Below are 22276 nucleotides of genomic sequence, written 5' to 3'. Positions count from 1 at the left end.
TCAGGTCGCCGCGAGCCGCCGCTTCTCGGCCTCGACGTCGAAGTCGGCCTCCGGCCAGCCGAGGTCGAAGGACCGCAGCGCGTCGAGCAGCAGCTCGCTGACCGCCAGGCGCGCGAACCACTTGCGGTCGGCCGGGACGACGTGCCACGGCGCGACCTCGGTGCTCGTGCGGTCGAGCATGTCCTGGTACGCGGCCACGTAGTCGTCCCAGCGCAGCCGGGTGTCGATGTCGCCGGGGTTGTACTTCCAGTGCTTGTCGGGCCGTTCGAGCCGCTCGGCGAGCCGCGCCTTCTGCTCGTCGCGCGAGATCACGAGCGCCACCTTGACGATGCGCGTGCCCGACGCCGCGACCTCGGCCTCGAACGCGTTCATCTCGTCGTAGTGCGCCTCCCACTCGGCGCGCGGCTCGAGACCCTCGACCCGGACAACGAGCACCTGCTCGTAGTGCGAGCGGTCGAACACGCCGATGTAGCCGGGCCGCGGCAGCGCGTTGCGGATCCGCCACAGGTACCCGTGGGCCTTCTCCTCGGCGGTCGGCACGCCGAACGAGCGGTGCATGACGCCCTGCGGGTCGACCAGCCCGACGACGTGCCGCACGATCCCGCCCTTGCCTGCGGTGTCGAGGCCCTGCAGCACGAGCAGCATCGAGCGCGAGCCGCCGCTGCGGCCCTCGGCGAACAGCCGCTCCTGCAGCTCGGACAGCTCGGGCGCGTGCGCGGCGACGAGCGCGGTCGCGCCGGCCTTGCCGCCCTCCCAGCCGGGCGTGGAGCGCGGGTCGATCCCGGTGAGCCGCGCGCCGGGCGTCCAGCGCAGCGACGTCGTCGGAGGCGCCGTCCACTCGCGCGCGAGCGCCCGGGCCTCCGCGGTGCCGTCCGCCGTGCCGCTCCGGTCCGTCGCGTGCGCGGTCATCGCGACCCCCCGCCCGCCCGGGCGAGCCCCGGGTCCGCGACCGGCTCGTCGGCCCGGCTGGGCCGCGTGAGCACGACGACGCTGCGGCTCGTGACGGTCACGACGCTCCCGGCGTCGTGCTCGCCGCCCTCCTCGGTGCTGTGGTCGGTGTCGACCACGGCGGTCCAGCGCTCGCCGTACTCGGCCGGCGGCAGCGTGAAGTCGAGCGGCTCGCTGTGCGCGTTGAACATCACGAGGAACGAGTCGTCGACGATGCGCCGGCCCGCGTCGTCCTTCTCCGGGATGGCGTCGCCGTTGAGGAACACCATGAGGGACCGGGCGTAGCCGTTGTTCCAGTCGTCGTCGTCCATGCGCGAGCCGGTGAGGTCGAGCCACTCGATCTCGGGCATCGAGCTGGGCCCCGCGTACGGGTGCGAGCCTCCCTCGTCGGGCGCGCTGAAGAAGCGCCGGCGGTGCAGCAGGGGATGCTCGAGCCGCAGGTGCACGAGCCGGCGCGTGAACTCGAGCAGGGCCTCGCGATCGTCGCCGAGCCCGTCGGGCCCGCCCCAGTCCATCCAGGTGATCTCGTTGTCCTGGCAGTAAGCGTTGTTGTTGCCGCCCTGGGTGCGGCCGATCTCGTCGCCGTGCGCGATCATCGGCACGCCCTGGGACAGCAGCAGCGTGGTGAGGAAGTTGCGCTGCTGGCGGGCGCGCAGCGCGAGGATCTCCGGGTCGTCCGTCGGCCCCTCGACGCCGCAGTTCCACGAGCGGTTGTGGCTCTCGCCGTCGGCCCCGCCCTCGCCGTTGGCCTCGTTGTGCTTCTCGTTGTACGACACGAGGTCGGCCAGCGTGAAGCCGTCGTGCGCGGTGACGAAGTTGATGGACGCGATGGGCTTGCGCCCCGAGTGCTCGTAGAGGTCCGACGAGCCGGTGAGCCGGGACGCGAACTCGGGCAGCGTCGAGGGCTCGCCGCGCCAGAAGTCGCGCACCGTGTCGCGGTACCGCCCGTTCCACTCGGTCCACAGCGGCGGGAAGCCGCCGACCTGGTAGCCGCCGTCGCCCACGTCCCACGGCTCGGCGATGAGCTTGACCTGGGAGACGACCGGGTCCTGCTGCACGATGTCGAAGAACGCGCTCAGGCGGTCGACCTCGTGGAACTGCCGGGCGAGGGTGGCCGCGAGGTCGAAGCGGAAGCCGTCGACGTGCATCTCGGTGACCCAGTACCGCAGCGAGTCCATGATGAGCTGCAGCACGTGCGGCGAGCGCATGAGCAGCGAGTTGCCGGTGCCCGTGGTGTCGAAGTAGTGCGCCTCGTCGCCGTCCACGAGGCGGTAGTACGCCGCGTTGTCGATCCCGCGGAACGACAGGGTCGGGCCGAGGTGGTTGCCCTCGGCCGTGTGGTTGTAGACGACGTCGAGGATGACCTCGATGCCGGCCTCGTGCAGCGTCTTGACCATCGACTTGAACTCCTGCACCTGCTCGCCGCGCGTCCCGTACGCGGCGTAGCCGTTGTGCGGCGCGAAGTAGCCGATCGTGTTGTAGCCCCAGTAGTTGCTCAGCCCCTTGGACTGCAGGTGCGGGTCGTTGACGAACTGGTGCACGGGCATGAGCTCGACGGCCGTGACGCCGAGCGTGGTCAGGTGGTCGACGATCGCGGGGTGCGCCATGCCGGCGTAGGTGCCGCGCAGCTCGTCGGGGACCGCGGGGTGGCGCATCGTCATGCCCTTGACGTGCGCCTCGTAGATGACGCTGTCGTGGTAGTCGTGCGCGGGCGGCCGGTCGTGGCCCCAGTCGAAGTACGGGTTCACGACGACGCCGACCATCGTGTGCCCGGCCGAGTCGGCGTCGTTGAGCTTCCTGCCCGTGACGGCCGAGTCGGGGTCCGCGAACGGGTACGAGAAGAGCGACTCGTCGCCGTCGATCTGCCCGTCCACCGCCTTGGCGTAGGGGTCGAGCAGGAGCTTGCTGGGGTTGCACCGGTGCCCCGACGCCGGGTCGTAGGGTCCGTGCACCCGGTACCCGTAGCGGGTCCCCGGCTGCACGCCGGGCAGGTACACGTGCCACACGTGCGCGTCGGTCTCCTCGATCTCGACGCGCTGCTCGGTCCCGTCGTCGTCGAGGAGGCACAGCTCCACGCGCTCAGCGACGCTCGAGAAGAGCGCGAAGTTGGTCCCCGACCCGTCGTACGTCGCGCCGAGGGGGTAGGGGCGGCCAGGCCACGTCTGCATGCGGAGAATCATCACAGAGACCCGGGTCCCAGGCGCGGCGGCGCGGCGACGGACCGTCCCGCCTCGCCCGCCGGCAGGAAAAGTGTGCCAAGCGCGCGCGAGCGGCCCCGGGTCCTGCTACACCTGGGGCATGAGCACGGAGCAGGCAGGCCCGAGTCCCAGCCCTACCCGGGTGTGGGAACGCCTCGACGAGTCCATCGCGTCCTCGGCACGGATCGCCCCACGACGGCGGAACCACGACCTCGAGGGCGACCCGCGCGCCGGGGGAGACCCCTCCAAGGCACCGCACTCCCTGTCGGAGACGGAGCTGGGGCCCATCGACGGCGCCTCGAGCGGCGTCTCGTGGGACGACCCCGACGAGCTGTGACCCCCGCCTGACGCGGGGAGGGTCCTCCTAGAGCGGGAGGCGGTCGACGCCGACGGGCAGCAGCCGCGGCATGCCGGCCGGGGCCACCGCGCTCAGCGCGACGTAGCGCGCCTCGGCGCGGTGCAGCCGGATGTGCTCGTCGAGCGACCAGTCCGGCCCGTTCGTCAGCACCATCCCGCACGAGCAGTCGATCTCGACCCCGCCGTCGGGACGGTGGCGCACCTGGCCCACGGTCACGTGCGCGGCGCGGGCACGGGCCTTGGCGCGGTGCATGGTCGCGGACACGGCGGGGGACTCCACGGCCGTGAGCCTAACCCGTGCCGGCTCAGTGCGAGTGCGCGATCCCGAGCTCGTGGAGGCGCTCGTGCTCCTCGCGCGCGGCCTGCCGCGCGGCGATCCGCGCCCGGACCTCCTCGCGGCGCAGCGGAGGCACGGTCGCGGGCGGCTGCCGGCGCTCCGGAAGCTCGCCGAGCAGGCGCGTGACGATCGCGGCGATCTCCTCGGTCGCCCGCTCGCACGGCTCGCGCGTGCTCGCCGCGGCCGAGCGCTGGACGCCCGTCACCTTGCGGACGAACTGCTCGGCGGCGGCCCGGATCTCCTCGTCGGTCGCGGGCGGCTCGAGCCCGCGCAGGGTCGTGATGTTGCGGCACATGGTCCCGACGCTACGCCGGACGTGCGACGCCGGCCAGGTCGTCGCACGGTGGAACAGGCACGTCCAGCAGGGGGCGTCGGGACACGCACCATCCGACGTAGGAGGCCGACATGGCGACCGGTGAGACCGGATTCGACGACGTGACGTACGACCTGATCTCCGTGCAGTACCACGCGCTCAAGGGTGGCCACGACTACGGCCAGTACGTGCGCGACGCCCGCAACGCGGGCGAGGAGGAGATCGCGGCGTTCTTCGAGCAGGTCATGGCGGAGGACTCCGCCAGGGCCCACAAGTGCCACGAGTTCCTGCGCCGCCTCGGCGGGACGGACAACACCACCCCGCCGCCCGGCGTCTGAGGGTCACCGGGCCGCGGTCGCCTCGATCACCGAGAACGACGTCGCGGTCGGGGTCGCGCGCACCATCGTGAGACCGGCGTGCAGCCGGTCGTACTCGTCGAGGGTGCGCTCGCGGCCGCCGGTGAGGGCGAGCATCATCACGTCGAGCGTCTTGGCCCACCGCCCTGCGACGCCCCGAACAGCGCGCACCGCCGCAGGTGCAGCTGGTCGAGCAGGTCGGCCAGGGTCGCGACGTCGGCGTCGACGGACATGTCGTCGCGGTCGCGGCTCGACAGGCCGGTGCCCCAGCGGTCGTACTGGACGACGGTGTGGTGCCGTGCGAGCTCGGCGACGAACGTGCGGTGCCCCGAGAGCTCCTGCTGCGCCTGCAGGCGCGTCGTCCAGGGCGGGACGCAGACGAGGGCCGGGCCCGCGCCGTCGACGGTGTACGCGATCCTGGCGCCCGCGCGCGTCCGGAGGAACCGCACCTCGGCCATGCCCGCATTGTGCTCCGCGCCGGTCGCCCGCGCCCGGTGACGACGAAGGCCGCCCCGCGGCGTGCGGGGCGGCCTTCGGCGAGTGCTGGTGGGCGATACTGGGATCGAACCAGTGACCTCTTCCGTGTCAGGGAAGCGCGCTACCGCTGCGCCAATCGCCCAAACGGCTGCTGCGCCCCCGCGAGGTCCTCCGGCAGGAATGCAGAGCTCGGAGCGGATGACGGGACTCGAACCCGCGACCCTCACCTTGGCAAGGTGATGCTCTACCAACTGAGCCACATCCGCGCGACCGGGTGTCCCGGCGCCCGATGAACAGTAGTCGAACCGGGGCATCCAGGTCCAATCACACCCGTGTGACCTGCGTCCCTGCGCCGCGTCCGCGCCGCCCTCGAGACCCGGCCGCCCGCGGGGGGAACCGCGGCGACGACGAAGGCCCCGGACCGACGGTCCGGGGCCTTCGTCGTCGTGCTGGTGGGCGATACTGGGATCGAACCAGTGACCTCTTCCGTGTCAGGGAAGCGCGCTACCGCTGCGCCAATCGCCCAAGGTGCTGCGAGGTGGGTACGGGATTCGAACCCGTGTATACGGCTTTGCAGGCCGCTGCCTCGCCTCTCGGCCAACCCACCTTGAGACGTGCTCTCCCTACGCTCCACGTGGGGGAGACGATCAGAGAGTGGGCCTCCGAGCGGATGACGGGACTCGAACCCGCGACCCTCACCTTGGCAAGGTGATGCTCTACCAACTGAGCCACATCCGCACGACCGGTCCTTCGGGGGCCTCCCCGGCGTTCCGGCGCGTCCCAAACATTAGTGGACCGAGAGCGGGCGCGTCCAATCGCCTACCGTTCTCGGCGTGCCTGAGCATGGAGTTCGCCCGCGGTCCTGGGCGCGGTTCGGCCGTCGCACGGCGACGGACGCGGTCGAGTGCGTCGACCTCGAGACGCCCGACGGCGCCGCGCGCCTCGCCGCCGGGGGCCTGTGGTTCGTCGTCGCGGACTTCGAGGCGTTCGGGCGCGGCGGGCGGGCGCGCGCGTGGCGGTTCGCGCAGGTCGGCGTGCCCGACAGCGGCACCCCGGCCGGACGGGACGCCCCGGAGGCCTGGCGGGGCCCGGCCGCCGGCGACTGGGTCAGCTCGATGGACCGCCTGGCGTACGAGGCCGCCGTCGAGCGCGTCCGCCGTCATGTGCGCGAGGGCGACGTCTACCAGGTCAACGTGTGCCGGGTGCTCGGGGCGCCGCTGCCCGTGGGCCCGGGCGGCGCGGAGCCGGACGCCGGCGCGCTCGCGGCGCGGCTCGCGGCCGGCAACCCCGCCCCCTACGCCGCGGCCGTGCACGTCCCCGCCGGCTCGGGCGTCGAGCCCGTGTGGGTCGTGAGCGCCTCGCCCGAGCTGTACCTGTCGCTCGGGCCCGACGCGGACGCCGACGGCTGGGCGCTCGCGTCGGGCCCCATCAAGGGGACCGCGCGCACGCCGGGCGGCCTCACGGCCAAGGACCGCGCCGAGAACGTCATGATCACCGACCTGGTGCGCAACGACCTGCAGCGCGTGTGCTGGCCCGGGACGGTCGCGGTCACGGACCTCCTGGCCGTCGAGGAGCACCCGGGCCTGGTCCACCTCGTCTCGCGCGTGCGCGGCGTGCTCGCCGACGACGTCGCCGCCGCGCCCGATCGCTGGCGCCGGGTCCTGGACGCCACCTTCCCGCCCGGCTCGGTCTCGGGCGCGCCCAAGTCGAGCGCGCTGCGCGTCATCGACGCGCTCGAGCCGGTGCCGCGCGGCCCGTACTGCGGCGCCGTCGGCTGGGTCGACGCCGACGCCGGGCGTGCCGAGCTCGCGGTCGGCATCCGCACCTTCTGGTGGGAGCGAGGACCGCACGACGACGGCGTGCTGCGGTTCGGCACGGGGGCGGGCATCACGTGGGGGAGCGACCCGGGCGCGGAGTGGCGCGAGACCGAGCTCAAGGCCGAGCGCCTCGTCGGGCTCGCCTCGTCGGGCGGTCGTGGGCTCGACGGATGAGGCGATGAGTTCCGGGCGCGGCGCCGGTCCACCGCGCATGAGCCACGTCACCTGCGACATCACCATCTCTCTCGACGGCTACTCCGCCGGGCCGAACCAGTCCCTCGACCAGCCGTTCGGCGACGGCGTGGGCGACGGCGAGGAGCTCCACTCGTGGATGTTCGACCACGCGGAGGACCACGCCGCCGAGATCGCCGCCATCACCGACGCCGGCGCGTTCGTCATGGGCCGCAACATGTTCGACCCCGGCCGCGGCGAGTGGGACCTCGCCTGGCGCGGCTGGTGGGGCGAGGACCCGCCCTACCATGCGCCCGTGTTCGTCCTGACGCACCACGAGCGCGAGCCGCTCGAGATGCAGGGCGGCACGACCTTCCACTTCGTCACCGGCGGCCTCGACGAGGCGCTCGCCCGGGCGCGCGAGGCCGCGCGCGGGCGCAACGTCGCCGTCGCGGGCGGCGCCACGACGGTCAACGAGTTCCTCGCCGCGGGCCTCATCGACGAGCTGCGGCTGCACGTGGCGCCCGTGGTGCTCGGGCTCGAGGGCGCGGTGCGGCTGCTCGACGGCGTCGGCCGGCTCGAGCTCGAGGCCGTGGGCGCGCGGTGCGCGCCCGAGGTGACCCACCTCGTGTACCGGCGCCGAGGCCTCACTCCGGCCGGTTGACCGTGCCCCGGCCGACGAGGTACGGCGTCGTGACCCCCTCGTACATGAGGTGCGCGACGAGACCCTCGGCCGCGTGGGGCAGGTTGTGGCAGTGGTCCATCCAGACGCCCGGGTTGTCGGCGACGAAGGCGACCTCGTAGGTCTCGCCCTGCCGGACGTCGAGCGAGTCGACCCACCACGGGCTGCCCGACGCCGGCACGCCGTCGCGCTCGAGCACGACGACGTGGTGGCCGTGCAGGTGCATGGGGTGCGCCTCGCCGCTCGCGTTGCTGAGGGTCATCCGCACGACGTCGCCCTCGCGCACCGTGAACATCGGCACGTCGGGGAAGGTGCGGCCGTTGACGGTCCACTGCATGCCCGGGCGGCCGTCGACGAACCCGGGCCGCCGCCCGATCGTGTACGTGAAGTGGCGGTCCGCGGCGGCAGGGTCCAGGCCCAGCGGGGCCGGCTCGCCGTACGTCAACGGGTCGAGCGTCGCCTCGGGCCGGCGCGTCGGCTCCGCGGTGGCGCCGGCGGGCCCCAGGACGACCGCCGCCGAGCCGCCCAGCTCGACGCGGACCGGCGTGCCGTCGTCGGGCACGGTGACCAGCAGGTCGGCGCGGGCGCCCGCGGTGAGCGACACCGCCTGCTCGCGCACCTCGGGCGGGGCGTGCACGTCGGTGCCGTCGATCGCCAGGAGGCGGAAGGCGGACCCGGTGACCCACACCGGCAGGGTGCCGTCGTCGGTGTTGACGACGCGGACGCGCGCCGCGCCGCCGGCGGGCACGTCGACGGCCAGGTCGCCGGCGACGCCGGCGACCGTGCGGTGCGGGCCGAACTGGTGCACGACGGCCGTGACGTCGACGGCGTGCTCCAGCAGCCCGGCGACGTCGGGTCCGGCGACCGCCGGGGCGTCGGGCGCGGGGCCGACCACGACGGCCCCGAGCAACCCCCGGCGCACCTGCTCGTGCGAGACCTGGTGCGAGTGGTACCAGTACGTGCCGGCGTCCTCGGCGACGAAGCGGTACGTGAACTCCTCGCCGAGGCCGACGGCGTCCTGCGTGACGCCCGCGACGCCGTCGACCGCATTGGGCACGTCCATCCCGTGCCAGTGCAGCGTGGCGCCGTCGGGGACGCTCTCGTTGACGAACGTGACCTCGACGAGGTCGCCCTGCGTCGCGCGGACCGTCGGGCCGGGCGTGCTGCCGTTGACCGTGTAGGCGTCGACCTCGACGCCCGGCGCGATCTCGACGCGCTCGGCACGGGCCACGAGTGTGACCGCGACGTCGGGCGGTCCGGTGCGCTCCTCGACGAGCTGGTCCACCGCGAGCCGCGCGCCGCCGTCGTGCCCGTGCCCGGGGTGGCCGCCGCCGCCCGCGCCCAGGACGACCCCGGGCCCGCGCGGCCCGCTGCCCGCGTCGGACGTGCCCATGTCCATCACGGAGTACTCGGCGGGCACGAGGCTCGCCTGCCAGAACCACCCCACGGGTACGACGACGGCGGCCGCCGCGACGCCGGCGACCACGCGTCCCAGGATCGCCGGCCGGGCGGCCGCCATCGTCGCGGCCTCAGGAGGGAAGGCGCTCGGCCGCCGGGGCGGCCGGCGGCTCGGTCTCGACCGCCGCGCGCGCCCGGCCCCGCGCCGCCACGCGCCAGCCCGTGTACAGCGCGGCGCTGAACAGCAGGAGCGCGTTGACGCCGTGCAGCGCACCCAGGAACGGGACGCTGTGCCCGGCGAGCCCGAGCGTCACCTGCAGCGCGACGAGCGCGAGCACCGCGAGCGCCCACTTCCACGCGCCACGGATGCCCGAGAAGAACGACGCGATCAGCAGCAGGACGGCGAGCGCCGGGATGACCATCATCCCGTTCATGCCGTGGAGCATGAGGCCGATCTGCTCGGGGAAGAGCATGTCGCCGGCCATCGACTGCTCCATCGCGGCGCGGTCGAGGACTCCGCCGTCCTCGATGAACAGACCGAGGCCTGCGACGGCGTAGACCATGACCGCCGCCTGGACGACGACGCCGATCGCGACCAGGAACGCCAGCGTGCGGAAGACCTGTCTCACGGGAACCACCCTTCGATGACGGGTCGTCTCGGACACGGCCCACGCGTGATGGGAGCGGAGAGGACCGCCCTTCGTGACGCCGTCCGCGGGTGAAGTTCGGGCGTGCCGTGCGGCGTCGGGCAGACTGGGCGCATGAGTCTGGTGATCTGGGCGGACGGCCGCCTCGTCGGTCAGGAGGAGGCCGCGCTGAGCGCCGTCGACCACGGCGTCACGGTGGGCGACGGCGTCTTCGAGACGTGCACGGTGTTCGACGGGCAGGTGTTCGCGCTGACGCGGCACCTGCAGCGGCTCGCCCGCTCCGCCACGGGGCTCGGCCTCGCCGCGCCCGACGAGCAGAAGGTGCGCGACGGCGTCGCCGCCGTCCTCGACGAGGCCGTCCGGGCCAGGGGCCCGTTCGACGGGCGCCTGCGCATCACCGTCACCGCCGGTGTCGGGCCGCTCGGCTCCGGCCGGGTCCCGGGCGCGCAGACCGTCGTCGTCGCCGTGCAGGAGAGCGCGATGGCTCCGACCTCGCGCTCCGTGCGCTCGCCGTGGCCGCGCAACGAGCGCTCCGCCGTCGCGGGCCTCAAGACGACGTCCTACGCCGAGAACGTGGTGGCGCTCGCGGACGCCGTGGCCAAGGGCGGCGACGAGGCGATCCTTGCCAACACGGTGGGCGACCTGTGCGAAGGCACCGGGTCCAACGTGTTCGTCGAGCGTGGGGGAGAGCTCGTCACTCCGACGCTCGCCTCCGGCTGCCTCGCGGGCATCACCCGCGCGCTGCTGCTCGAGTGGGGCGCCGAGGCCGGGTTGCCCGTGCGCGAGGCCACGGACGGCGAGCTGCCGTTCTCGGTGCTCGACGAGGTGACGCGCGGGGAGGCGCAGCTCGTGCTCACGTCGTCCGGGCGCAACGTGCAGCCGGTGACCTGGCTCGACGGCGCGGACGTCGCCGTGGGCGATGTCTCGGCGGCGGCTCGCGAGCTGTTCGAGAAGCTGTGCCGGGAGCGGCTCGACCCCTGAGGCGGCCGGCGCGCGTCGCGTGCGCCACACCGCGGCCGTCCGGTTTGAGTCCTCGGCCGGGTTGAGGCTAATATCGGTGACGCGTTCGGGCGATTGGCGCAGTGGTAGCGCGCTTCGTTCACACCGAAGAGGTCACTGGTTCGAACCCAGTATCGCCCACCCTTGCGCAGAGGCCCCCTGACCAGCGACATCGCAGGTCAGGGGGCCCTTCGCATGTCTGGGTCAGGTGGTCACACGTGGACTCAGACGGCCTCTGTGGGTCTTTCTCAGACCCACCAGAGACCCACGGACCGGGAGTCATGAACACCTGGAGTCTGTGGGAGGCGATGCGGCATGGCGCGTACGAGACGAGCTTTCGGACAGACCGAGCGGCGCAAGAGTGCCAGGACGGGCAAGACGACCGGCTGGCGGGCGCGCTACGAGGGGCCCGACGGGTTCCGCTACTCCAAGACCTTCTCGACGAAGCTCGATGCGGAGGTCTGGTTGGCGCGCGAGGAGCGGCTGATCGCGCGCGGCGAGCGGAGGCCACTGCCACAACGCGTGGTCGCCGAGACGGTCATCTCCGTCGACCTGTACGCCGCTGAGCAACTGGCCGTACGGAGCCTTTCACCCCGCACGCGCGAGGAGTACGAAAGCTATCGGACGCGGTTCATCACGGGCACCAACCTGGGGAACGCCGCACTGGCGTCCGTGACGCCCGCGGTCGTGCAGACATGGCTGTCGCCGACGCCTGAAAACTGACCCCTGAGCGACGGCCGAAAACGGACCCCCCTTCGGCCACGCTGAGGAGGGTGATGACCGTGGAGGACTGGGCGGAGATCCGCAGGCTGCACCGGGTCGAGAAGATGGCGATCAAGGCGATCGCGCGCCGACTGGGTGTCTCGAGGAACGCGGTGCGCCGGGCGTTGGCCCGCGATGAGCCGCCGAGGTATGAGCGGGCGTCGAAGGGGTCGATCGTGGACGCGGTCGAGCCGGCGATCCGCGAGCTGTTGCGCAAGACGCCGGACATGCCGGCGACGGTGATCGCCGAGCGGATCGGGTGGACGCGGTCGTTGACGGTCTTGGAGGACCGGGTGCGTGAGATCCGCCCGTACTACCTGCCGCCGGACCCTGCCACGCGCACGGCCTATGACCCGGGGCACCGGGTCCAGTGCGACCTGTGGTTCCCGCCGGCGGACGTGCCGCTCGGCGCGGGGCAGGTCGGTTCTCCGCCGGTGCTGGTGATGACGGCCGGATACTCGCGGATGCTGTTCGCGGTGATGATCCCCTCGCGGCAGGCTCCGGACCTGATCCTGGGGCACTGGCAGCTGCTGCAGCAGATGGGTGCGGTCCCTCGGGAGCTGGTGTGGGACAACGAGGCCGCGGTCGGCTCCTGGCGGGCCGGTCGGCCGAGGCTCGCCGAGGAGTTCGAGGTGTTCCGCGGGACCCTGGGCATCGGGGTGCGTCAGTGCCGCCCGGGCGACCCGGAGGCCAAGGGTCTGGTCGAGCGCGCCAACGGGTACTTCGAGACCTCGTTCCTGCCCGGGCGCACGTTCACCTCGGCCGCGGACTTCAACGCCCAGCTCACGACCTGGCTGGTCCGGGCGAACGGGCGTCATCACCGGTCCCTGGGCTGCCGGCCGGTCCAGCGGTGGGACACCGACGTCGGGCCTTGACCCCATTTCGTGGACACGGGGGTTGGTTTACGCAGCATGGGCGAGCGTAGCGGTCGTCGTGGCTTTGTCGTAGTCGATGGGGCTGGCGTAGCCGCACCAGGAGTGTCGGCGCCGGTTGTTGTAGCGCAGGATCCAGCGGAAGACCTCGCGGCGGCAGGTCGCCTCGTCGGGCCAGCAGGCCGCGTCTTGTAGGACCTCGCGTTTGAGGGTGGCGTTGAACGACTCCGCGAGGGCGTTGTCCGCGCTGGTGCCCACGGCTCCCCTGGACTGGGTGACATCGAGAGACCGGCACAGGTCGGCGTAGGACTTCGAGGTGTAGACCGACCCGTGGTCGGAGTGGAAGATCGCCCCGGCCAGCGTGCCCCGGGTGGCGGCGGCCGCGCGCAGGGCGTCGGCGACGAGCTGGGTGCGCATGTGATCGGCGACCGCCCACCCGACCAGACGGCGCGAGTAGCAGTCGATCACGTAGCAGTCGATCACGGTCGCCAGGTACAGGTTCCCGCCGCCCGAGGCGGGGCTGATCGGCAGGTAGGTGATGTCGCCGACGTAGCGACGGTTCGGCCCCTCGGCGGTGAAGTCCCGGCCCAGCAGGTCCGGCACGGCCTGGTCGGCCAGCTCGGGCACCGTGGTGCGCACCTTGCGCCGCTTGACGTACCCGGCGATCCCGGCGGAGCGCATCACCCGCGCGACCCGCTTGTGGTTCACCCGCTCACCGGCGGGTGCACCCTCGTTGAGCTCGGCGGTCACCCGCGGCGCGCCGACGGTGTTGTCCGCGGCGTGGATCGCGGCGATCCGTGAAGTGAGCGCGGCATCGGCGGCGGCCCGCTCGGCCCGTGCCGGCGCACCCGCCTGCCACGCGTAGTACGACGAGCGCGTCACCTCGACGAGCTCGCACAGTCGCTTCACCCCGCCGCGATCGGCATAGGTGGCGGCATGGTCGGCGACGAACTGGAAGCGACTCACCAGCGCGTCTCCCCGGCGAAATACTTGGCCGCCTTCTGCAAGATCTCCCGCTCGGTCGTCAGCTTCGTCCGCTCGGCCCGCAGGGCCGTGTTCTCCGCCTCGAGCCGGGCGATCTCTTGCTGCGGCGTCTCGTCCGCAGGCGGCCCTGACGGGCTCGTCGCTCGCGGCACGGAGCGCAGCGGGCTGGAGATCACCGTCCCGTCCGCGGCCGTCTTCTTGCCCGTCCCGTACACCTCAAGCCAGCCGCGCAGCGTGCCGCGCACGATGCCCAGGTCCTCGGCGATCCCGCGGACCGTGGCCCCCGGGGTGGACTCGTACAAGTCGACGGCCTGACGACGGAACTCCTCGGAGTAGTTCTTCCTGGCCATGGTTACTGAATCATCTCGCTTCCCCAGCAGATGCTGGAATCAGCGTGTCCAAGAACCGGGGTCAGGCCCCCACCGTCTCGAGCTCAGCGAGGTCGACCCGGACTCCTCGACACCGACATGCGTTGGCGGTCGAGTCGGGTGAGCTGGATTTCTGCTGGGCGCCTCGTCCAGCGACGTCTGGTTGATGGGCTCAGTGCGCATCGCGTCGGACGCGCTGATCGACGGCGCGACTCGGCCCTTCTATGCCCAGGTGAAGATGTCGTGAGATCGCGAGACCGGTCGTCGTCGTGCACCGGATCGGTCGAGCCCTCCACGATGCACGACCCGGTCACGATCCACGACGTCCCCCGCCATGCTGGGGTGTCCGCCGCGACGGTGTCGAACTATCTCAACTGGACGGATCGGCTGTCGAGCCGTATGAAAACTCGCGTCGGGGCGTCGATCGCCGAGCTGGGCTTCGTGCCCAGCATGCCTGCCCGTCAGCTGCGCCGCGGGCGCAGCGGGATCGTGGGCCTGTCGGTGGTGAACGCTTCGAATCCGCACTTCGCCGGCATCGCGACCGCCGTCGAGCGGGTGGTCGCCGACGCGGGCCTCGCCGTCGTGACGGGGAGCTCTCACGAGTCCGCGACGCAACAGGAGCAGTTCCTCACCCTGTTCGAGCAGCTGCGGTTCGACGGCGTCATCGCGGCCCCGTCCGACGACGATCTCGAGCCGCTGCGCCGACGCCGGGCGCATGGCACACCTGGTGGTCGACCACGACGACCCGCAGCGGCGGCTGTCCTCGGTGTCGGTGGACCACCGCGACGGTGGTCGCCTCGCCACCCGTCACCTCGTCTCCGCCGGGCGCCGGCGGCTCCTGTTCGCCGCCGGCCCGGAGGGGGTGCGTCAGGTGCAGGCCCGCATCGACGGGTGCCGTGACGTCGTGAGCCCCTTGCCCGACGTGACGCTGGAGGTGGTCCGCTCCCGGGATCTCGACATCGACGTGGGCCGGGGAGACCGGGCGTTGGGTCGCCGGGCTGACGTCCGACCGGCGCGGACGAACGACCTGCACGCGATCGGCATCATCGACGCCCTCCTGCAGGCCGGCGTGCGGGTGACCGATGACATCGCGGTCGTGGGGTACGACGACATCCCGTTCGCCGCCATGGCGGCCGTGCCGCTGACGACCGTGCGTCAGCCCATCACCGAGATTGGCACCGCCGCCGCGCGACTGCTGCTCCAGGAGATCGCGGAGCCCGGCCGCGAGCCGCGCGACGTCGTGTTCCGCCGGACCTGAAGGTGCGAAGGAGCTCCTAGCGACGTCGCGCGCCGCCGCGGCGTGCCGCGCAGGTGAGCAGCGGCGACATGGTTTGTCCGGCCCCCTACTCGGAGAGCAGTGCGCGGGCCGTTCTGACGTCGGTCACCAGGACGTTGATCCACCGTCCGCGCAGAGCGCCGCGGATGGCAGCGATCTTCCGCTCACCGCCGGCGACGGCGATCCGCCGCGGAATGGCGCGCAGGGCGTCGGGCTCGATTCCGATCACGCGGTCGTCGAGGTCGCTGGGTACCAGGTCGCCGTCCTCGTCGAAGAAGCGGAGGCACACGTCACCCACGGCACCGGCGATGCGGAGCTTCTCCTGGTCCTCCTCGGCGATGGAGTTGCCGGAGCGCCGCAGGAGAGGCGACGGTTCGAGGGCGCCGATGCCGACCATCGCCATCGTCAGGTTGGGCCAGCGGGAGCTGACCTGCAGCACGGTCGAGTCGGCCATGAGGGACTCGCGTGCGCGGCGGCTGCCGAGAAGTCCGGGGGCGGGCAGGAAGATCGGCTCGGCGCCGGTCGCCGTCGCCAGCTGGGTGAGCAGGCGGCTGGCGTCGACCTGGACCCGGGGGTCACCGACGCCGCCTACGAGTTGGACGACGTCGGTGACCACCTGGGAGCTGAACGGGCGGAGCGCCTCGACTGCCGCGAGGAGGGACGCGCTCCACGACGAGATGCCGATCGAGTCGCCGCCGATGAGCGTCGTCTCGAGGTGCAGCGCCGCGGCGCTCCCCAGTGCCCGCAGCTCGTCGTCGCCGCCCGGGTCGACCACGACGGCTTCGGTGAGCCCGTAGCGGGACTCCAGCTCCTGCTCGAGATCGGTGAAGACTCCGGCCGGTTCGCTGACCGTGGTGCGTACGATCCCGACCTCCGTGGCACGCTTCAGCAGCCGCGATACGCGCGGCTGTGAGACGTGCAGCTCCGCGGCGATCTCGGCCTGGCGCATCCCGCGCTCGTGGTACATGCGCGCGACCTTGGCCATGAGGCGGATCTGCTCGCCGGCTGCCTGTCGGCGGCTCGTCGATGAGGTCAGGCTGGTCGCCACGGGAGCTCCTTGCGCCAGATATTCGGGATCGACCGGTGATGCAATGGTAGGGCGCGCCCGCTAGACGCGATCGAGCAGATCCTTGGCGGCTCGGACGATTCCCTCGGAGTTGATCCCGAAATGATCGAGGAGCCATCCCACCGAACCGGTCGGCGCGAACTGGTCACGGACACCGACGAAGCGCACGGGCACAGGGTGCTGCTGGACCACCACTTCCGCGACCGCGCCGCCGAGACCGCTGGTGAGCGCCTCCTCGACCGTGACGATCCCGCGCGTCTCGGCCGCGGCGGCGAGGATCGCCGTGGAGTCGAGCGGCTTGATCGTCGGCATCGAGATCACCCGAGCGCTGACACCGTTCTCACCGAGCACGTCCGCCGCCTCGAGCGCACGGGACACGACCGTCCCGGTGGCCACGATCGTCACGTCCGAGCCCTCCCGCAACGTCACGGCCTTGCCCGGCGTGAACTCGTAGCCGCCGGGGTTGACGTCGGGGACTCCCATGCGCGAGACCCGGACGAAGACGGGCCCGTCGTGGCCGGCCGCCCAGCGGATGGCCTGGGCCGTCTCTGCGGGGTCCGCCGGGACGACGACGGTCAGGCCAGGGATGGTGCGCAGCCACGCGAGGTCCTCGATCGAGTGGTGCGTCGGACCGAGCTCCCCGTAGGCCATGCCCGGGCTCATGCCGCACAGGACCATGTGATGGTTCGAGTAGGCGGCGTCGACCTTGATCTGCTCCATCGCACGAGCCGTCAGGAAGCACGACGCGGCCGAGACGAACGGAATCTTGCCCCCGTTCGCCAGGCCCGCGGCGACTCCCACCATGTCCTGCTCGGCGATGCCGACGTTGATCAGGCGTTCGGGGTACTTCTCGGCGAAGGGCGCGAGCTTGCTGGAGCCGACGGAGTCGTTGACGACCGCGACGATCCGGTCGTCCTCTGCGGCGAGCTCCACGAGAGCACCGACGTAGGCGTCGCGGCAGTCATGGAGCGCTGCGGGTGCGGTGGTGGTCATGAGTTCTCCAGCTCGGCGAGTGCGGCGTCGACCTGCTCGGGGCTGGGCACCTTGTGGTGCCAGGCCACGTTGTCCGACATGAACGAGATGGGGTGGCCCTTGTTCGTGTGGGCGATCACCACCGTGGGCTTGCCCGAGGCGGCGGGGACCGAGGCGAACGCGTCGACGAGCGCGGCGTGGTCGTGCCCGTCGACCTCGAGCACCTGGTGCCCGAACGCCGTGAACTTGTCGGCGAGCGGCTCGAGGTCCTTGGTGTCGGCGACGCGGGCACCCTGCTGCAGCCGGTTGCGGTCGACGACGACGCAGAGGTTCCCGATGCGGTGGTGGCCGGCGGTCATGAGGGCCTCCCAGTTCGAGCCCTCCTGGAGCTCCCCGTCGCCGACGACGACGAAGGTCCGGCGGGCGGAGCCGTCGATCTTGCCGGCCAGTGCCGTGCCGACGGCGATGGGCAGTCCGTGCCCGAGGGGCCCGGTGCTGGCCTCGACCGCGGCGAGCTTCGTGCGGGCGGGGTGGCCGTTGAGCTCGGACTCCGGCTGCATGAAGGTCGAGAGCTGGTCGACCGGGATGAAGCCGGCCGCGGCGAGCGTGGTGTAGAGCGCGGCGGCGGCGTGGCCCTTGGACAGGATGAACCGGTCGCGTTCGGCGTCGTCGAGGTTGTCCGGCGTCGTGTTCATCGAGTGCAGGTACAAGGTGACCAGGATGTCGATGACCGAGAACTCGCCGCCGATGTGGCCGAGGCCCGCAGCGCGGACCATCTTGAGGTCCTGGGCCCGGACAAGGCGGGCGGCCTCACGCAGGTGTGCGACGACGTCTTCGCGGCTCGCGCCAGGAGGGGTGCGTCCGATGACCGGGAGGGCGACGTCCTTGAGGGCACCAGGCTGCAGGGTGGGTACGAGGTCTTCTTCGACGGTCACTTGTCGCTCCTCATGCAGCTCAGCAGCGCGTCCTGGACCAGGCGCTGCGCGGCGATGGGGTCCTGCCGTTCCTGGGCCTCACGGAGTCCGTCGTAGTCCAGCTCGTCCAGTGCGCGGTGGAGCGCCTTGAGAAAGCGGATGGACGTGCGCGCGGTGTCGACGGTGTCTTCGCGGAAGGGGAACTGGTCGAGCTGCCACACGCCGTCCCAGTTGTTGATGCGCAGCGTGTAGAAGAACTCGAAGATCTCCGTCAGGTGGACCGTGCCGACCATCAGGTCGTCGTCCCAGCTGCGCAGGTTGTCGTTGACGTCCATGCCGTAGAGGAGGCCGTGGTCGATGAGCAGCTGTGCGGCGTCGGCAGGCGATTCGCCCCCGTACAGCGAGTGACCGAAGTCGAGCAGGACGCCGACGTTGTCCAGGCCGGTCTGCTGGATGCCGAGGATGGAGCGGGCGGCCGAGTCCCACGTCATCTTCACGCGCGGTTCGCGGGGCTTGTACTCGATGGCGAACTTGAGGTCGGGGTGCGGCGAGGCGACCTGCCGGATGCCGTCGACGGCGAGCTTCCACAGGTCGTGGTGGTTGACCTGGAACGGGTAGTCCCAGCCGTCCTGGCCCGGCCAGACCTTGACGTAGTCGGCACCGAGCTCGCGGACGACGCCGGCGGCCTCGTCGATGAGGTCATAGGTGGCGTGCCGCACCGCCTTGTCGGGGTTGGTGAACGCGCCACGGCCGAACTTGCGCAGGTAGATCTCCGGGGTGATGCCGATGGCGGCCAGGCCGGCCTCCTTGAGCGCGTCCTTGACCTCGTCGAGCCCGACACCGGGCGTGAACGGGTAGTTCAGGTCCACGACCGAGAGGTCGCCGACCTCACCGGCGCGAGCGATGGCCTCGAGCGTGGTCACGGGCGGGGCGTACCCGTCGACGGCGTAGCGGTCGACGTAGCTGGCGAAGTGCCAGAGCCCGGCGCCGAATCGTGGCTGGGACATATTGATTCATCTCCGATCTCAGATTCTCAGGAGAACCTAGCAGGTGGTCTTACGGCTTGTCAGTAGCGGGCGCGCGCCACGGCGCGCGCCCATGCGGTGCGTGCCCTGTCGCGGTCCGAGGAATCCTTGCGGGGGACGTATAGCCCTCCGGCGGGGGCGGGTGGGATCTCTACGCCTTGGGAGGAGAACGCTGCGCGCGCCGCACCGTAGGCGGCCATGTCCTCGGTCGCGGCGACGTCGACCTGGCAGCCGAGAACATCCGCTTGCGTCTGCATGAGCAGTCGTGAGGCCGTCGCCCCGCCGTCGGCCCGGAGCCGACCATGTGAGGTGTCGGCGACCATGGCCTGCACGACGTCGGCAACCTGGTGGGCGACCGCGTCGAAGGCTGCACGGGCGACGTGGGCAGGCGTGCTGCGGGCGCCGAGCCCGGTGATCGTTCCGACGGCGGAGGGATCCCAATGCGGCGCGCCGAGGCCGCCGAACGCTGGGACGAACGCGACGTCGCCGGCGTGCGGCACCTGTGCGGCAAGCTCGCCGAGCGCGACAGCCCCCGGCAGTCCCAGCATGCGTGCGGTCCACTCCAGAGCAGACCCGGAGTAGCGGATGTTGCCCTCGAGGGCGTACGTCGGAGATTCGTCCAGCCACGCCAGTGTCGTCGCGATGCCCTGGCGGTGTTCGAGGTCGGATCCGGTGCCGCGCATGACCGACGACCCGGTGCCGTAGGTGGCCTTGACGATCCCGGGTGTCCCGCCGCCGTGTCCGCGCAGCGCGGCATGCGAGTCGGCGAGCACCGCGAGCACTGGGAGCCCCCGGGGCAGACCTTCGCAGGCGGTGCGTCCGAACGGCCCGTGGGACCGGCGAGGCTCGGGCAGCGCAGACGGTCGTATACCGAACAGCGCCAGCAGGTCGTCGTCCCAGCACAGCTTGTCGAGGCGATAGAGCAGGGTCCGCGAGGCGTTTCCCGCCTCAATGACGTGCTCGGTACTCCCGGTGAGGTTCCAGAGCAACCACGAGTCGACCGTCCCCACGACGGTGCTCGGGTCGGCGTCGCGCAGGACCCATGCCATCTTGGGGGCGCTGAACATGGGGTCGAGCGGCAAGCCGGTGCGCCCCTGAACAAGCCCCACGGTCTGGGCGTCCCCCAGCGTCGCGCACCACTCGGCGGTCCGCGAGTCCTGCCAGCTCAGGACGGGACCTGTCGGAGCGCCCGTGGAGCGGTCCCAGGCGACGACCGACTCCCGCTGGTTGGCGATCGCGAGCCCGACCACCGACGACGCACCCGCCTCGTCTATGCACCGTGCGAGGACGTCGACGGAGCGCGTCCAGATCTCCTCGGCATCCTGCTCGACGCTGCCCGCGGCGGGCGTCGTGATGCCGACCGGCGCGCTCGCCTTGGCGACAACCCGTCCGCTGACATCGATCGCGAGCGCCTTGGTGTTTGTCGTGCCCTGATCGAGGGCTACCACGACGGTCATGCCCGGTCCTCCGTGGATGGCTCCATTGCTTCTCCTTGGATCTTGTCTCGTCTGCCGTCTTCTTGGGCTGAGATCCGCGTGCAGTCGCTGCGGGGTTCAGCCCTTTACCGCGCCTGCGAGGGCTCCCTGGACGAAGTAGCGCTGGAACATGAGGTAGACGATCAGCACAGGTACGGCGGACATGATGATGAATGCGTTCAGCGGGCCGTAGTCGGTGCCGTGCTGGGTGGAGAAGCTCTGGACTGCGAGCGGGACGGTCCAGTTCTCCTGAGATCGCAGGAGCGTGGTGGCCATCGCGTACTCGTTCCAGGTGCCGACGAAGTCGAGGATGAACAGCGCTGCCAGTGCCGGTTTGGCCAGCGGAAGGATCACCTGGATGAAGATGCGGAACGTCGATGCGCCGTCCATGCGTGCGGATTCCTCGATCTCATCGGGGATCGCACGGAAGAACCCGTACAGGACGAACACCGCGTAGGGGATCCCGAACGCGAGGTAGGGCAGCACCAGGCCGGGCAGCGAGTCGAGCGCGCCGAGCTGGAGCATCGTGCTGAAGAGCGGTCCCAGCGCGATCTGGATCGGCACCATGGACCCGATGGCGATGAGGCCGAGGACGATGCGATGCGCCCGGAAGCGCAGGCGCGCGATCGCGAATGCGGCTGCGGCCGCGAGCATCAGGCCGATCGGAACCTTCACGAGCGAGATCACGAGGCTGTTGAGGCCAGTGGTCCCGAGCCGTCCCGTCTCGAACGCTTCGGCGTAGTTCTCCCACGCCCACGAGGTTGGCAGCGCCCATGGTGCGGTCGCGCTGATGTCAGCGTTGGACTTGACCGACGTGAGGAACATGATGAAGAACGGCAGGAACCAGAGCAGGCTCGTGATCACCAGAGCCACCCAGAGGGCGATCCCACCGTAGTTGCGCCGTCGACCGCGTTGGGGCGCGGGGAGCTTGTCGAGCCGACCGGCGGGGGCCGTGCCCGCTACGGGCGTCGCGACCCTGTCTGTCACTTGTCTTCTCCCTTCATCGACCACGCCATGTAGGGGACGACGAGGCAGAGCGAGAGCACGAGGAGAACGGTGGCGACTGCACCGCCGGCCCCGAAGCTGTGGTTGGTGAACGACTGCGTGTACGACCAGAGCGCGAGCACCTGCGTCGACTGGGCCGGGCCGCCGCCGGTCATGCCGACGATGAGGTCGAAGACCTTGAGCGAGTTGATGATGGTGAGGATGACGACGACGACCGTCGTGGGCCGTAGTGCTGGCAGGGTGACGTTGCGGAAGACCTGCCAGGGGCTCGCTCCGTCCATCTTGGCGGCGTCGACGAGCTCCGGCGGAACCGTCTGGAGGCCGGCCAGGAACAGCACCATCGGGAATCCGACGGCCTGCCACACGGAGGCCGCGAAGATGGAGTACAGCGCGATCCTCGGGTCACCGAGCCAGGTCTGGGTCCATGACTCGAGCCCGATGCTCTCGAGCGCCCGGTTCACCAGGCCGAGAGTGGGGTTGTAGATCCACCGCCACATCGCGGCCACCGTGATTGACGCGAACACGGAGGGGATGTAGATCACCGCACGCATCAGGTTCCGGCCGGCGAGCTGACGGTTGAGCGCGAGCGCAAGCAGCAGACCCATGACCATGGGGATCAGCAGGGACAGGACGACCCAGATGATCGAGTTCGCGAACGACTTCCAGAACACCGGGTCCTGGGTGAAGAGCCGCACGTAGTTCTCGAGGCCGACGAACTGCGGCTCCTCGGTGCGGAAGCCGGACCAGGAATGGAGGGACAGCCGGACCGAGTCGAGCATGGGGTACACGATGAAGTACCCGTAGATCCCCACGGCTGGGAGCAGGTACGGCAGCGCGGTAAGGAAGCGTCGGTGCTT

23 protein-coding genes, 6 tRNA genes and 2 pseudogenes are annotated in these 22276 nt (G+C 71.3%); 10 read left to right on the top strand and 21 right to left on the bottom strand.

Annotated elements, in window-relative coordinates; translation table 11 throughout:
- Both ISOVA_RS08820 and glgX read right to left on the bottom strand, forming a co-directional pair.
- Nucleotides 1-909, bottom strand: a complete 909-nt coding sequence (locus tag ISOVA_RS08820) for a PPK2 family polyphosphate kinase (protein WP_013838888.1) — start codon at nucleotides 907-909, stop codon at nucleotides 1-3.
- Nucleotides 906-3116 (bottom strand): glycogen debranching protein GlgX, encoded by a 2211-nt coding sequence (gene glgX, locus ISOVA_RS08815; RefSeq protein ID WP_049788296.1) that lies wholly within the window; start codon nucleotides 3114-3116, stop codon nucleotides 906-908. The genes ISOVA_RS08820 and glgX overlap by 4 nt, the downstream gene beginning before the upstream one ends.
- A 130-nt stretch (nucleotides 3117-3246) precedes the next feature.
- Between glgX and ISOVA_RS08810 the strand changes: the two genes are divergently transcribed.
- Nucleotides 3247-3483 carry a hypothetical protein gene (locus ISOVA_RS08810; RefSeq protein WP_013838886.1) on the top strand — a complete coding sequence of 79 codons (237 nt, stop codon included), beginning with the start codon at nucleotides 3247-3249 and terminating at the stop codon, nucleotides 3481-3483.
- 27 nt (nucleotides 3484-3510) lie between these two features.
- On the opposite strand, the gene ISOVA_RS08805 is transcribed toward ISOVA_RS08810, so the two are convergent.
- Both ISOVA_RS08805 and ISOVA_RS08800 read right to left on the bottom strand, forming a co-directional pair.
- Nucleotides 3511-3768: a hypothetical protein gene (locus ISOVA_RS08805; protein ID WP_013838885.1), complete on the bottom strand. Its 258-nt coding sequence runs from the start codon at nucleotides 3766-3768 to the stop codon at nucleotides 3511-3513.
- Nucleotides 3769-3808: 40 nt separating this feature from the next.
- Nucleotides 3809-4135 carry a DUF2277 domain-containing protein gene (locus ISOVA_RS08800; protein WP_013838884.1) on the bottom strand — a complete coding sequence of 109 codons (327 nt, stop codon included), beginning with the start codon at nucleotides 4133-4135 and terminating at the stop codon, nucleotides 3809-3811.
- A gap of 110 nt (nucleotides 4136-4245) precedes the next feature.
- On the opposite strand from ISOVA_RS08800, the gene ISOVA_RS08795 reads away from it, so the two are divergent.
- Entirely contained in the window at nucleotides 4246-4491 is a 246-nt protein-coding gene (locus ISOVA_RS08795; protein ID WP_013838883.1) for a hypothetical protein, read from the top strand.
- Nucleotides 4492-4494: 3 nt separating this feature from the next.
- Here ISOVA_RS08795 and ISOVA_RS17430 read toward each other — a convergent pair whose 3' ends face one another.
- The 7 genes from ISOVA_RS17430 to ISOVA_RS08765 all read right to left on the bottom strand — a co-directional run bounded on the left by ISOVA_RS17430 (nucleotide 4495) and on the right by ISOVA_RS08765 (nucleotide 5724).
- Complete coding sequence (locus ISOVA_RS17430) at nucleotides 4495-4629, bottom strand: hypothetical protein (RefSeq protein ID WP_261376409.1); 135 nt, start codon at nucleotides 4627-4629, stop codon at nucleotides 4495-4497.
- A complete protein-coding gene (locus ISOVA_RS08790; RefSeq protein ID WP_041294823.1) occupies nucleotides 4629-4967 on the bottom strand; it encodes an alpha/beta fold hydrolase in 339 nt (112 codons plus the stop codon). The genes ISOVA_RS17430 and ISOVA_RS08790 overlap by 1 nt, the downstream gene beginning before the upstream one ends.
- Nucleotides 4968-5053: 86 nt before the next feature.
- Nucleotides 5054-5128 (bottom strand) — tRNA-Val (locus tag ISOVA_RS08785).
- A gap of 51 nt (nucleotides 5129-5179) precedes the next feature.
- Nucleotides 5180-5252 (bottom strand) — tRNA-Gly (locus ISOVA_RS08780).
- 184 nt (nucleotides 5253-5436) lie between these two features.
- A tRNA-Val gene (locus ISOVA_RS08775) sits at nucleotides 5437-5511 on the bottom strand.
- An 11-nt stretch (nucleotides 5512-5522) separates the two neighbouring features.
- Nucleotides 5523-5593, bottom strand: a tRNA-Cys gene (locus tag ISOVA_RS08770).
- Between the two features lie 58 nt (nucleotides 5594-5651).
- Nucleotides 5652-5724: transfer RNA gene (locus ISOVA_RS08765), tRNA-Gly, on the bottom strand.
- A 95-nt stretch (nucleotides 5725-5819) separates the two neighbouring features.
- On the opposite strand from ISOVA_RS08765, the gene ISOVA_RS08760 reads away from it, so the two are divergent.
- Both ISOVA_RS08760 and ISOVA_RS08755 read left to right on the top strand, forming a co-directional pair.
- Nucleotides 5820-6977, top strand: a complete 1158-nt coding sequence (locus ISOVA_RS08760) for a chorismate-binding protein (protein ID WP_013838882.1) — start codon at nucleotides 5820-5822, stop codon at nucleotides 6975-6977.
- Between the two features lie 37 nt (nucleotides 6978-7014).
- On the top strand, nucleotides 7015-7638 hold the full coding sequence (locus ISOVA_RS08755) for a dihydrofolate reductase family protein (protein ID WP_013838881.1): 624 nt from the start codon (nucleotides 7015-7017) through the stop codon (nucleotides 7636-7638).
- On the opposite strand, the gene ISOVA_RS08750 is transcribed toward ISOVA_RS08755, so the two are convergent.
- Nucleotides 7622-9175, bottom strand: coding sequence for a multicopper oxidase family protein (locus tag ISOVA_RS08750; RefSeq protein WP_013838880.1), 1554 nt, complete (start codon nucleotides 9173-9175; stop codon nucleotides 7622-7624). The two genes, ISOVA_RS08755 and ISOVA_RS08750, sit on opposite strands and share 17 nt — an antisense overlap.
- Nucleotides 9176-9185: 10 nt before the next feature.
- Nucleotides 9186-9683 (bottom strand): hypothetical protein, encoded by a 498-nt coding sequence (locus tag ISOVA_RS08745; protein ID WP_013838879.1) that lies wholly within the window; start codon nucleotides 9681-9683, stop codon nucleotides 9186-9188.
- A 132-nt stretch (nucleotides 9684-9815) separates the two neighbouring features.
- On the opposite strand from ISOVA_RS08745, the gene ISOVA_RS08740 reads away from it, so the two are divergent.
- The 4 genes and pseudogenes from ISOVA_RS08740 to istA all read left to right on the top strand — a co-directional run.
- Nucleotides 9816-10682, top strand: a complete 867-nt coding sequence (locus tag ISOVA_RS08740) for an aminotransferase class IV (protein WP_013838878.1) — start codon at nucleotides 9816-9818, stop codon at nucleotides 10680-10682.
- Nucleotides 10683-10769: 87 nt separating this feature from the next.
- Nucleotides 10770-10841: transfer RNA gene (locus ISOVA_RS08735), tRNA-Val, on the top strand.
- 174 nt (nucleotides 10842-11015) lie between these two features.
- The gene (locus ISOVA_RS08730) at nucleotides 11016-11423 is read left to right on the top strand and encodes a hypothetical protein (protein WP_013838877.1); all 408 of its coding nucleotides are present in this window, start codon (nucleotides 11016-11018) and stop codon (nucleotides 11421-11423) included.
- A 50-nt stretch (nucleotides 11424-11473) separates the two neighbouring features.
- Nucleotides 11474-12325: pseudogene (istA, locus tag ISOVA_RS08725) on the top strand (IS21 family transposase); the annotation flags it as partial.
- 39 nt (nucleotides 12326-12364) lie between these two features.
- Here istA and ISOVA_RS08720 read toward each other — a convergent pair.
- Nucleotides 12365-13668, bottom strand: a protein-coding gene (locus ISOVA_RS08720; protein ID WP_391540512.1) for an IS3 family transposase whose coding sequence is annotated in 2 segments (ribosomal slippage) — nucleotides 12365-13317 and nucleotides 13317-13668 — 1305 coding nt in all. Because the reading frame shifts where the segments join, the coding sequence is not laid out codon by codon here.
- Between the two features lie 30 nt (nucleotides 13669-13698).
- Between ISOVA_RS08720 and ISOVA_RS17650 the strand changes: the two are divergent.
- Together ISOVA_RS17650 and ISOVA_RS17240 are read left to right on the top strand one after the other, a co-directional pair.
- Nucleotides 13699-14124 (top strand): annotated as a pseudogene (locus tag ISOVA_RS17650) (LacI family DNA-binding transcriptional regulator); the annotation flags it as partial.
- A gap of 277 nt (nucleotides 14125-14401) precedes the next feature.
- The gene (locus tag ISOVA_RS17240) at nucleotides 14402-14944 is read left to right on the top strand and encodes a substrate-binding domain-containing protein (RefSeq protein ID WP_081474832.1); all 543 of its coding nucleotides are present in this window, start codon (nucleotides 14402-14404) and stop codon (nucleotides 14942-14944) included.
- A gap of 85 nt (nucleotides 14945-15029) precedes the next feature.
- On the opposite strand, the gene ISOVA_RS08705 is transcribed toward ISOVA_RS17240, so the two are convergent.
- From ISOVA_RS08705 to ISOVA_RS08675, 7 genes are all read right to left on the bottom strand, one after another.
- Nucleotides 15030-16010 carry a sugar-binding transcriptional regulator gene (locus ISOVA_RS08705; protein ID WP_013838873.1) on the bottom strand — a complete coding sequence of 327 codons (981 nt, stop codon included), beginning with the start codon at nucleotides 16008-16010 and terminating at the stop codon, nucleotides 15030-15032.
- Between the two features lie 60 nt (nucleotides 16011-16070).
- Entirely contained in the window at nucleotides 16071-17021 is a 951-nt protein-coding gene (locus ISOVA_RS08700; protein ID WP_013838872.1) for a transketolase family protein, read from the bottom strand.
- Nucleotides 17018-17935, bottom strand: a complete 918-nt coding sequence (locus ISOVA_RS08695; RefSeq protein WP_013838871.1) for a transketolase — start codon at nucleotides 17933-17935, stop codon at nucleotides 17018-17020. The genes ISOVA_RS08700 and ISOVA_RS08695 overlap by 4 nt, the downstream gene beginning before the upstream one ends.
- Nucleotides 17932-18921 (bottom strand): sugar phosphate isomerase/epimerase family protein, encoded by a 990-nt coding sequence (locus ISOVA_RS08690; RefSeq protein WP_013838870.1) that lies wholly within the window; start codon nucleotides 18919-18921, stop codon nucleotides 17932-17934. Before ISOVA_RS08690 ends, ISOVA_RS08695 begins: the two co-directional genes overlap by 4 nt.
- A 59-nt stretch (nucleotides 18922-18980) precedes the next feature.
- Nucleotides 18981-20396 (bottom strand): FGGY-family carbohydrate kinase, encoded by a 1416-nt coding sequence (locus ISOVA_RS08685; protein WP_013838869.1) that lies wholly within the window; start codon nucleotides 20394-20396, stop codon nucleotides 18981-18983.
- A gap of 96 nt (nucleotides 20397-20492) precedes the next feature.
- Nucleotides 20493-21278, bottom strand: coding sequence for a carbohydrate ABC transporter permease (locus ISOVA_RS08680; RefSeq protein ID WP_221927809.1), 786 nt, complete (start codon nucleotides 21276-21278; stop codon nucleotides 20493-20495).
- A gap of 119 nt (nucleotides 21279-21397) precedes the next feature.
- On the bottom strand, nucleotides 21398-22231 hold the full coding sequence (locus ISOVA_RS08675) for a carbohydrate ABC transporter permease (RefSeq protein ID WP_221927808.1): 834 nt from the start codon (nucleotides 22229-22231) through the stop codon (nucleotides 21398-21400).
- Nucleotides 22232-22276 lie beyond the last annotated feature (45 nt).

Source organism: Isoptericola variabilis 225, assembly GCF_000215105.1.
GTDB lineage: Bacteria > Actinomycetota > Actinomycetes > Actinomycetales > Cellulomonadaceae > Isoptericola > Isoptericola variabilis_A.
The sequence above is the reverse complement of the archived record's forward strand: the minus strand, read 5'-3'. Positions and strand labels throughout refer to the sequence as shown.